Genomic DNA, 283 nt, shown 5'->3' on the forward strand with positions numbered 1-283 from the left:
AAAATGAAACAAAAGAAGCTGTATGAAATGCCGGTTTGCAGGGTCATTCCTTTGCCGGAAGAGTATTTGTTATTGACGAAAAGCCCCGTGGCACGTCCCGGTGGCGGTGGAGAAACAGGCCACAAGGGTAGTATCTCGGTGGGTGATTTTGATGATGGCGGCAGCGAAGAAATCGAAGATGAAGATTAATGGCTGTGGCAAACAAGTAGCGTAAAAATAAAAGGAATAACAAAAATGAAGATAAAGAATAAGTTGAGCAACCTTGCATGGAGCAGACTTCGCA

At 44.2% G+C, this 283-nt stretch carries 1 protein-coding gene; it reads left to right on the forward strand.

Translation table 11 applies throughout. From position 1 onward, the window contains the following. Positions 1 to 189 (forward strand): hypothetical protein (locus tag X919_RS14855; protein WP_036917168.1); only part of this gene is annotated, 189 nt, incomplete at its 5' end. Between the last annotated feature and the right edge of the window lie 94 nt (positions 190 to 283).

The organism is Prevotella sp. HJM029, assembly GCF_000599605.1.
In the GTDB taxonomy this organism is placed as follows: domain Bacteria; phylum Bacteroidota; class Bacteroidia; order Bacteroidales; family Bacteroidaceae; genus Prevotella.